This is a genomic window from Paractinoplanes maris (assembly GCF_023544465.1).
In the GTDB taxonomy this organism is placed as follows: Bacteria; Actinomycetota; Actinomycetes; order Mycobacteriales; family Micromonosporaceae; genus Actinoplanes; species Actinoplanes maris.
The window spans coordinates 216,223-225,926 of the sequence record NZ_JALPVL010000018.1 but is presented as its reverse complement, the minus strand read 5'-3'; the positions used below and the strand labels follow the sequence as shown (position 1 = coordinate 225,926).

At 70.0% G+C, this 9,704-nt stretch carries 7 protein-coding genes; 6 read left to right on the top strand and 1 reads right to left on the bottom strand.

The genetic code is table 11. The features are described 5' to 3' along the window. The first annotated feature begins 444 nt into the window (after positions 1–444). The 3 genes from NAG42_RS41720 (at position 445) to NAG42_RS41710 (ending at position 3,398) form a co-directional block, all read left to right on the top strand. Positions 445–1,661 (top strand): IS3 family transposase gene (locus tag NAG42_RS41720; RefSeq protein WP_250038063.1). Its coding sequence is split into 2 segments (ribosomal slippage): positions 445–751 and positions 751–1,661, totalling 1,218 coding nucleotides; the frame shifts between segments, so codons are not numbered across the junction. Between the two features lie 217 nt (positions 1,662–1,878). Continuing rightward, complete coding sequence (locus NAG42_RS41715; RefSeq protein WP_250038062.1) at positions 1,879–2,568, top strand: Type 1 glutamine amidotransferase-like domain-containing protein; 690 nt, start codon at positions 1,879–1,881, stop codon at positions 2,566–2,568. Positions 2,569–2,573: 5 nt separating this feature from the next. Further along, positions 2,574–3,398: a PHP domain-containing protein gene (locus tag NAG42_RS41710; RefSeq protein ID WP_250038061.1), complete on the top strand. Its 825-nt coding sequence runs from the start codon at positions 2,574–2,576 to the stop codon at positions 3,396–3,398. 58 nt (positions 3,399–3,456) lie between these two features. Here the strand turns inward: NAG42_RS41710 and NAG42_RS41705 are convergent, their stop codons facing one another. Then, positions 3,457–5,640 (bottom strand): MMPL family transporter, encoded by a 2,184-nt coding sequence (locus NAG42_RS41705; protein ID WP_250038060.1) that lies wholly within the window; start codon positions 5,638–5,640, stop codon positions 3,457–3,459. A gap of 254 nt (positions 5,641–5,894) precedes the next feature. Here NAG42_RS41705 and NAG42_RS41700 point away from each other — a divergent pair, with 254 nt between their 5' ends. The 3 genes from NAG42_RS41700 to NAG42_RS41690 all read left to right on the top strand — a co-directional run bounded on the left by NAG42_RS41700 (position 5,895) and on the right by NAG42_RS41690 (position 9,568). Further along, positions 5,895–6,662: a S1 family peptidase gene (locus tag NAG42_RS41700; protein WP_250038059.1), complete on the top strand. Its 768-nt coding sequence runs from the start codon at positions 5,895–5,897 to the stop codon at positions 6,660–6,662. A gap of 144 nt (positions 6,663–6,806) precedes the next feature. Beyond that, positions 6,807–7,361, top strand: coding sequence for a TetR/AcrR family transcriptional regulator (locus NAG42_RS41695; protein ID WP_250038058.1), 555 nt, complete (start codon positions 6,807–6,809; stop codon positions 7,359–7,361). A gap of 26 nt (positions 7,362–7,387) precedes the next feature. Next, a complete protein-coding gene (locus NAG42_RS41690; RefSeq protein WP_250038057.1) occupies positions 7,388–9,568 on the top strand; it encodes an MMPL family transporter in 2,181 nt (726 codons plus the stop codon). Positions 9,569–9,704 lie beyond the last annotated feature (136 nt).

Sequence of the window (9,704 nt, the reverse complement as noted above, 5' to 3'; positions counted from 1 at the left end):
GGAGCGCAGGTAAGACCGGGACTCGTCCCGGCACCGCGCGGCGAAGCGGTAACCCACCCGGACGCCGCGTGTTCCACGCGCAGCGTGGAGGGAATCTCCGTCCTTTAGGACGGAGAGGATGTCAATCCACACGCTCGTCCATCCAAAGCTTGGTTGATCTCTCCGGGGCGGCAGCCGCAGCTCATCGTGAGTGAGGGCAGGACGCAAGCGCCCTTCTTGCGTCCTGCCCTCACTTGCGATTCGCTCCTGGCTTCCGGTCCGGAGAGATCAACCAAGCCACCACCGCAAGAAAGCCACCTGATCTTTTCGAGCGGCCGGGGTTCGGGGCGGAGCCCTGAGGTCTTGCCTTCACCCGGCCGCCGAAAGCAGGGGCCTTGACCCCTGATCTTGGACACTTGAACCTCGGGCCTGGGGGTCCGGGAGGATCAGGAGTTCTGGAAGACGATGGTGTTCAGAAACTATTCGGATGAGTTCCGGACCGAGGCGGTCGAGTTGTACCGGTCGCGTCCGGGGGTGTCGATCGCGCAGGTCGCTGAGGATCTCGGGGTGGATGACGAGACGATGCGCCGGTGGGTGCGTGCCGATCAGCAGCGCCGCGGGGAGATCCCGGCGGGCCCGGTAGCGGCGGCGGCCGGCTTGCCGCCGGTGGCGGGCGCGGTGGAGGAAGAGAACGCGGCTCTGCGGCGGCGGGTTAGGGAGTTGGAGGAGGAACGCGACATCCTGCGCAAGGCGGCCAAGTATTTCGCCGGGGAGACGCGCTGGTGAACCGCTTCCAGTTCGTCGCCGACCATCAGGCACGCTTCGGCGTGAAGCGGTTGTGTCAGGTTCTGCAGATCGCCCGGTCGAGTTTCTATTACTGGCGGGCCACGGCCGGTCACCGGGCCGCCCGTGAGGCCGCGGACGCGGCGCTGGCGACGCGGATCCGGGCAGTGCAGGCCCGTCATGACGGCACCTACGGGGCGCCGCGGATCACCGCCGAGCTGCAGGACGGCGGCCTGGCGGTCAACCGCAAGAAAGTCGCCCGGGTCATGCGCGCTCACCGCATCGCCGGGTTGCGGCTGCGCCGGCGCGTCCAGACCACGATCACCGACCCAGCCGCGGTCAAAGCACCGGATCTGATCAGCCGTGACTTCACCGCACCGGCGATCAACCAACGCTACGTCGGCGACATCACCTACCTACCGATCGGCGAGGGCGGGTTCCTCTACCTGGCCACCGTGATCGACCTGCACTCGCGGCGGCTGGCTGGCTGGGCGATCGCCGACCACATGCGCACCGGCCTGGTCATCGACGCCCTGCACGCCGCCCGGCGCACCCGCAGCAGCCTGGACGGGGCGATCTTCCACTCCGATCACGGCGCCCAATACACCTCGAGGGACTTCGCTACCGCTTGCGCCGACGCCGGGGTCCGTCAATCGATGGCCAAGATCGGCAGCTCGGCCGACAACGCCCTCGCGGAGTCGTTCAACGCCACCTTCAAACGCGAGACCCTGCAAGGCCGCAACGCGTTCACCGACGTCCGCGAAGCCCGGCTGGCCAGCTTCCGCTGGCTGCACCGCTACAACACCGTCCGCCGCCACTCCCGACTCGGACACCAATCCCCGATCAACTACGAAAACAACACCCTGGCAACGCCAGCTACGCTGGCGCCAGCCGCATAACCCCGTGTCCAAGACCGGGGGTCAAGGCCCCAGCACTCGAGGTTGTCCTTAAGCCCGCCCGCCGGCCGCTGTCCTGGGGTCTTGTCGTTGTCCAGCGGGAGGGGCGGCGCGTGAGGCCGTCAGCCGGCGCGTCGCTGACGTTGGGTCGGTGGTCCGCACGGCGTACGGTCACGCCGGTGGTGTGGGTGGACTGATCGCATGCTTCTGGGAGGACACGATGAGACTTCTGCTGACGGATTCTGGGATCAGGAACGCGAGCATCCACCAAGCGCTCCTCGAACTCCTGGGTAAGCCGATCGAGGAGGCCAGGGCTCTCTGCATTCCCACTGCGGGCTACGGCGGGCCGTACGCCGATCCCGTCTCGCCGTGGAACTTTGTCAGTGGGCGGGCGCCCGGCCCCATGACCGGCCTCGGCTGGGAGTCGGTGGGGATGCTGGAGCTGACCGCACTGCCCAGCATCGACGAGGCGCTGTGGGTCTCGTGGGTCCGGGAGGCCGACGTGCTGCTGGTCAACGGGGGCGACGCGCTCTACCTCACCCACTGGATGCGGGAGTCCGGGCTGGCTGACCTGCTGCCGTCGTTGTCCGGCACGGTCTATGTGGGACTCAGCGCGGGGAGCATGGTGATGACTCCGCGGGTGGGCGAGGAGTTCGTGGGCTGGAAGCCGGCCGGCGGTGGGGATGATGCGCTCGGCCTGGTCGATTTTTCGATCTTCCCGCACCTTGATATTCCGGAGAGCCCGGACAACAGCATGGCTGGGGCGGAGAAGTGGGCGGCCAGGATCGGCGGTCCGGCGTACGCGATCGACCAGCAGACCGCGATCAAGGTTGTTGACGGTGCTGTCGAAGTGGTTTCCGAGGGGCGCTGGAGGTTCTTCGACGTGAGGGACAACGAGCCGGGGAGCTGAGCGGCATGCTGCCGGCGGACAGCCACGTGCACAGTGAATGGTCCTGGGACACGTGGGTGGGGGACATGGAGGGGACCTGCGCGCGGGCGGTCGAGATCGGGGTGCCGGCGGTGGCCTTCACCGAGCACCTCGACCATGTCGTGTGGACGGCCGATCGGGCGACGCTCGAGGCGAGTCCGGAGCTGTCCTCCGTCGCGGATGGGCGGGGGCGGGTCAGCCCGCCGGCGTTCGACACCGCGGGCTATCTCGCGAGCGTCGAGCGGTGCCGGGATCGCTTTCCGGAGCTGCACATCCTGAGCGGGCTCGAGATCGGGGAGCCGCATCTGCATCGTGAGGCGGTGGCGGCTGTGCTGGGGGCCGGGCAGTTCGATCGGGTGCTGGGCTCGCTGCACGGGTTGCCGGTGGGGGAGACGTTCTTCGAGCCGCCGGGGCTGTTCGAGCGCTACGGGCCGGCCGCGGCGTTGCGGCGCTATCTTCGGCAGGTTCCCACCGTGGTCGCGGCCAGTGACGACTTCGAGGTGTTCGCGCACATCGACTATCCCGTGCGAGCCTGGCCGGGGCCGTTCGACCCGTACACGTTCGAGGAGGAATTCCGGCTGGCCCTGCGCGCGATCGCCGGCGGCGGGCGGGTGCTCGAGGTCAACACGCGCGTCCCGTTACACCCGGAGGTTGTCCGCTGGTGGCGGGAGGAAGGCGGCACGGCCGTCTCGTTCGGCAGCGACGCTCACCTGCCGGCGATGTTGGCCGCGGGCTTCCGCGAGGCCGCGCACCTGGCCGAGGCGCACGGTTTCCGGCCGGGTCGCCGGCCGTTCGACTTCTGGCTCGCCTGAGCGCCGCACAGGGAAAGGGAGGCTCCGGCGTGGGAGCCTCCCTTTCCAGCCGTACGGGTCAGTGGCGACCGACCAGCTCGGGCTCCGGCGCCGGGGGAGCCTCCACGACCGCCGAAGCCGCGTGGCGGCCGCGGGGACGCATGAAGCGCGGCGCCCACCAGTTGGCGTTGCCCAGCAGGGTCATGACCGAGGGCAGCACCACGGCCCGGATGATCGTCGCGTCCAGCAGGATCGCGGCGGCCAGGCCGATGCCCAGCTGCTTCATGTCGATGGTGGACAGTGTGGCGAAGATCGAGAAGACCGCGACCATCACCAGCGCGGCGCTGCTGACCGTGCCGGCCGAGCCGGTGATGCCCTCGGCCACGGCTTCCCGGGTCGGGACGCCGCGCTGGACCGCCTCGCGGATCCGGGAGACCACGAAGACGTGGTAGTCCATCGACAGGCCGAACAACACCACGAACAGGAACAGCGGCAGCCAGCTGACGATCGCGTCCATCGAGGTGAAGTTGAGCAGGTCGGGCGCCCAGCTGCCCTGGAAGACCAGGACCAGGAAGCCGTACGCCGCCCCGACCGAGAGCAGGTTGAGCAGGATCGAGGTGGCCGCGACCACGATCGAGCGGAACGTCCAGGCCATCATCAGGAACGTCAGCAGCAGGACGACCCCGGCCACGATCGGCAACGTCTGCCAGATGTGCTTCGCGTAGTCCTCGTTGTTGGCGACGTCGCCGCCCACCGCGTAGTCGAGACCGCCCAGCGCGGCCGGGGCCAGGGTCTCGCGGAGCTCGTGCAACGAGTCGGCCGCCTCGTCGCTGCGGGACGTGAACGGTGTCGCCAGGTCGAGCACGGTCACCGTCTTGTCGGGGGAGACCTCGATGTCCGGCCCGGTCTGCTCGGGCACCGCGAACAGGCGGTTGCCCTCGGTGCTCGCGGCCAGCTTGGTCAGCGCCGCCTTGACGTCACCGGCCCGGTCGGCCGGGGCCTGCACGGCGACCATGTGGGTGGTGCCGTTGCTGGGGTACGCGGCGGCCAGACGGTCGTAGGCCTGCATGGCCGGCGTGGTGCGGGGCAGGTCCTCCGTACCCGGGAACTTGAGGTTCATGTTGAGGGCCGGGGCGGCCAGCGCGAGCAGGGCGAGCGCGCTCACCAGCAGCGTGGCCGCGGGCCAGCGCAGCGCCGGGTGCAGGATCGCCCGCCAGAAGCGGGAGCCGCCGCCGGAGTTGCGGGCGGTCAGGCGCCACACGAACGGCACCCGCGGCCGGTCGACCCAGCGGCCCAGCTTGGACAGGATCGCGGGCAGCACGGTCAGCGAGCCGAGGACGGCCACCGTGACGACCAGGATCGAGCCGACGGCGAGCGACGAGAACGTGGAGTCCCCGGCCAGGAAGAGCCCGGCCATCGCGATGACCACGGCCGTGCCGCTGACCACCACGGCGTGCCCCGAGGTCTCGGCCGCGATCTCGACCGCGTCGACGTGGCCGCGGCCCTTCGCCCGTTCCTCCCGTTCTCGCCGGACATAGAACAGCGAGTAGTCGACGCCGACCGCCATGCCGATCAGCAGGATGACGCTGGAGGTGGTGTCGGTGGACGGGATCAGGTGTGAGGCCAGCGTGGAGAGGCCCATCGCGGCGGCCACTGAGGACAGCGCCAGCAGCACCGGCACCCCGGCGGCGATCAGCGCGCCGAAGACCAGGATCAGGATGGCCAGGGTGACCGGCAGGCTGAGGATCTCGGCCCGTTTGAAGTCGTTGCCCAGGGTGTCGTCGAGGGCCTTGTCGATGGACGGGCCACCGACCTGTTCGACCCGCAGCTCCGGATGGGACTGCTGCACCTCGGCCGTGGCCGTGCGCAGTGGCTCGACCCGGTCGGAGGCGGAGTCGGGCTCGCCGGCCATGGTGATCGGCACGAGCAGCGCCGAGCCGTCGTTGGCCGGGATCGGCTTGCCCACCGAGGCGACGCCGGTGACCGACCGCAGCTTGGTGGTGGCATCGGCGGCGGCCCGCTCGGCGGCCGCGGTGTCGAGCTTGCCCGAACGGGCGGTGATCAGAACGTTGTCGACGGCGGGCTCGTCGGCGAACCCACCTTCCTCGATCATCACGTACGCACGACCGGCCTCGCCGATCGCGTCGTCCTGCGCCGTGGCTTCCTTGAGGCCCGCGGCGTTTCCGCCCACGAAGCACACCGCCACGAAGACCACCCAGAGCGCGATCGCGCGCCACGGATGCTCGGCGCTCCACCGCGCCATGCGCACCGTTACCGGTCGCCTGCCCATCAGTTCCCCCAGTGCTCGATTCTGTGTCGAACCTGAAACTAGGCAGATAGCGAGCTGGGAACATCCGGGCCGAACCCCGGTCGTACCCCGAGCCGGTGATAGTCGGGAAGCCGACGCGATGTGCTGGGTAAAGCCGCGTACGACACCAAAAGCCACCGCGACACTCAGGGATCACCCGGGGACTTCCCCGATTCGCCGGGGTTGATCGCCGCCGCTAGGTTGTCCGAATGGGACAGAGAAAGAGGTCGATTCTCGCCGCGGCCGGTGCCGTCGCCGTGGGGCTGCTCGGGTTCGCCGCTCCGGCGAACGCGATCGCCAACGGGGAACAGGTCAAGCCGGGCCGGTACGCCTTCTCGGTCAAGCTGACCATGACGGGCATCCCCACGGCCGACGGCGGCAAGCGCAACAGCGCCTGCTCCGGCGCGCTCGTGGCGGCGCAGTGGATCATCACGGCGGGGCACTGCTTCCGGGACGCGAACGGCGTCCGGGTCGAACGCCCGGTCGCCGACTCGACGATCGCGACCATCGGCCGCACCGATCTCACGGACACCTCACGTGGCCACGAGGTCGAGATCGTCGCGGTCCGCCAGTCCGCGACGGCCGACGTGTCGCTGGCCAAGCTGGCCGAGCCGGTGCGTGACGTCCGCCCGATCCGGGTCGGTCGCACGGCGCCGGAGGCCGGGGATCCGGTGCGGCTCACCGGGTACGGCTCCACAACCAGCACCAACCCGGCGCCGGTCACCTGGCTGCGCACCGGGAAGATGGAGGTGGCCGGTCTGACCGACACGGTCACGCAGCTCAAGGGCAACTCGCCGCAGGCGGACACGACCCCGTGCCCGTACGACTCGGGCGGCCCCTTCTTCGTCGAGCGTGGCAAGAAGGGCCCGGCGCTGGTCGCGGTGGTCAGCAACGGCCCGTCCTGCCCGCACACGCAGATCGAGAGTGCGGCCCGGGTGGACAACATCGCCGGTTGGGTGAAAGAGGTAACTCACTAGAGCCGAAGGGTTCGACGGCCGGTTGCGGGGAAACCCGTAGCCGGCCGTTTCGTTTGCGGTAGGCACGGCATATGAGAACAACTGTGAGGACCGCCACGGTCGGTTACCGACCGACCTGGTCCATCCCCGACTAAAGTGGTCCGCATGCCGCGGCCGTCCAAGCAAGAGATCGACGACGAGATCCTCGAAGCCGCCGCGACCCTGTTCGCCCGGCACGGCTTCAAGGAGACGTCCGTCCAGCGCATCGCCGACGCGGTGGGCTACTCCAAGACGGGTCTGCTGCACCGCTATCCGACCAAGGAGTCGCTGCAGCAGGCGGTGCTCGACCGCGTGCTGCGGGACATCCGCGCGGTGGCCGACGAGGTCGCCGCCATGCCGCCCGGTCCGGTGCGCGACCGGGCGGTCATCACCAGCGTCGCCCGGCTCGCGGCCGAGTGCCCGGGCACGGTCGCCCTGCTGCTCAGCGGTCTCGCCGGTTCCGAGGAGGGCGAGCTCGGCACGGCCATGGAGTGCATCGGCGAGCCGGTCTTCGAGGCCTTCGCGGTCGACCCCGAGACCGACCCGGTGCGGGCCATCCGGGTGGTCGGCGCGCTCGGTGCCCTCGCCGTCGCCGGGGTCGCGCTGCGCGAGAAACCCCTGGCCGCCACGCTCGACGACCTGATCGACATCAGCTACGACGCGCTCGGCCACGAGCGCTGAGGCCCACCAACAAGGGATTGACTGAAATGGCAACGTTGCTGCACCGCCTCGGACTCGGGGCCGTACGCCACAAGGCGCTGGTCATGGTCGCCTGGCTGGTGGCCGTGATCGCCCTCGGGGCCGGCGCCGCCACGCTCTCGGGCACGATGGTCAACTCCTTCTCGATCCCGGGTCAGGAGTCGACCAAGGCGCTCGAGCTGATGGAGGAGCGCTTCGGTGCGGCCTCGGCCGGTGCCACGGCCCAGGTGGTGATGGAGGCGCCCGGCACCGGCAAGATCACCGATCGGGCCACCGCCACCCAGGTCGCCGCGGTCGTCGCCCAGCTGCAGAAGCTGCCGGGCGTGGTCTCGGCCAGCAACCCGCTGGACCCGAAGGCGCCGACGGTGTCGCAGGACCAGACCGCCGCCTACAGCACGGTGACCTACGGCGTGCAGGCGTCCGAGATCACGGTCGAGGAGCGCGAGGCGCTGACCGCCGTGGTCGACCAGTCCCGCTCGGCCGATCTGATCGTCGAGGCGCGCGGCGAGGCGACCCAGGAGTCGGGGGCCGACATCGGCGGCGCCGGCGAGATCCTCGGTGTGGTCGTGGCCCTGGTGGTGCTGGCCATCACGTACGGGTCCCTGGTCCTGGCCGGCATGAACCTGCTGACCGCCCTGGCCGGCGTGGCGATCGGCGCCCTCGGCATCACCACGCTGAGCGGCTTCACCGAGCTGCAGTCGACCACCCCGATTCTCGCGATCATGCTGGGCCTCGCGGTCGGCATCGACTACGCGCTGTTCATCGTCACCCGGTTCCGCCAGGAGCTGCGCCGCGGCCTGCCGGTGCCCGAGGCGGTCGCGCTCGCGGTCGGCACGGCCGGCTCGGCCGTGGTCACCGCCGGTCTGACCGTGGTGATCGCGCTGGCCGGCCTGTCCGTCGCCGGCATCCCGTTCCTGACCGAGATGGGTCTGGCCGCCGCGGGCACCATCGTCTTCGCCGTCCTGGTCGCCATCACGCTGGTGCCGGCGTTCCTGGGCGCGATCGGCCTGCGGGCGCTGCCCAAGAAGGAGCGCGGCAACCCGGTCGCGAGCCCGAAGAGGGACCGGGGCTTCTATCGCGGCTGGGCCCACATGGTCACCCACCAGCGGGTCCTCAGCCTGATCGTCGCGGTCGCGGCGCTGGCCGTGATCGCCATCCCGTTCTTCTCGATGCAGACCACGCTCATCCAGCGGGCGGCCGAGGGCAGCACCCAGGAGAAGGCCGACCAGATCATCGCCGAGCGCTTCGGCCCCGGCTTCGCCGGTCCGCTGCTGGTCCTGGTGGACGGGTCCGGCGCTCCGGCGTACGCGTCCTCCGTACGGGAAAAGATCGCCGCCCTCCCGGACGTCGCGTTCGTGGCCCAGCCCCGGGTCAGCCAGGGGCAGAACGCCGCCCTCATCACGATCATCCCGGGCTCGGGCCCGGAGGACACCGCGACGATCGACCTGGTGCACGCGATCCGGGACGACGTGGCCGACGGTCCCGGCGCCCAGGTCTACGTGACCGGGCAGACCGCGGTCAGCATCGACGTGTCGGAGAAGCTCGACCAGGCGCTGCCGATCTATCTGATCCTGGTCGTCGGCCTGGCCTTCGTCCTGCTCGTGCTGGTCTTCCGGTCGCTGCTGGTGCCGGTCGTCGGCGTGGTCGGCTTCCTGCTCACGATCGGCGCGGCGCTCGGCGCGACCACCGCGGTCTTCCAGTGGGGCTGGCTCTCCGGCCTGGTCAACGCGCAGACCACCGGCCCGCTGCTGAGCCTGGCGCCGATCATCATCGTCGGCATCCTGTTCGGCCTGGCCATGGACTACCAGGTCTTCCTGGTCTCGCGGATGCACGAGGCACACGCCCACGGCGCCTCGCCGCGCGACGCGGTGGTGACCGGCTTCAAGCAGGCCGCGCCGGTGGTCGTGGCCGCGGCGACGATCATGTTCTCGGTCTTCGCCGGCTTCGTGCCCGAGGGCAACGACACCATCAAGCCGATCGCCTTCGCCCTGGCCATCGGCATCCTGTTCGACGCCATCGTGGTCCGCATGATCATCGTCCCGGCGGCCATCACTCTGCTCGGCCGCTCCGCGTGGTGGCTGCCGCGCTGGCTCTCCTGGCTGCCGGCGGTCGACGTCGAGGGTGCGGCCCTCGAGCGGCAGGCTCCCGAGCAGTCCCGCGACGTCGAGGAGCACGTGCACGCGGCCTGACCGACCGGAGCGCCGCCCAGGTGAAGTCGACCTGGGCGGCGCCGAAGGGCATGCATGCTGCGGCCGGCCGGCTGTGAAAAGCGCCTCCTAGACCGTTTTGCCGTAAATATCCTTAAGCACGTAGCCGAATCCCCAG

What these genes read in the sequence shown, in the direction of transcription:
- NAG42_RS41715 (WP_250038062.1), top strand. Translation starts at nt 1,879, where the DNA reads ATGAGACTTCTGCTGACGGATTCTGGGATCAGGAACGCGAGCATCCAC.
- NAG42_RS41710 (WP_250038061.1), top strand. Translation starts at nt 2,574, where the DNA reads ATGCTGCCGGCGGACAGCCACGTGCACAGTGAATGGTCCTGGGACACG.
- NAG42_RS41705 (WP_250038060.1), bottom strand. Translation starts at nt 5,640, where the DNA reads ATGGCGCGGTGGAGCGCCGAGCATCCGTGGCGCGCGATCGCGCTCTGG.
- NAG42_RS41700 (WP_250038059.1), top strand. Translation starts at nt 5,895, where the DNA reads ATGGGACAGAGAAAGAGGTCGATTCTCGCCGCGGCCGGTGCCGTCGCC.
- NAG42_RS41695 (WP_250038058.1), top strand. Translation starts at nt 6,807, where the DNA reads ATGCCGCGGCCGTCCAAGCAAGAGATCGACGACGAGATCCTCGAAGCC.
- NAG42_RS41690 (WP_250038057.1), top strand. Translation starts at nt 7,388, where the DNA reads ATGGCAACGTTGCTGCACCGCCTCGGACTCGGGGCCGTACGCCACAAG.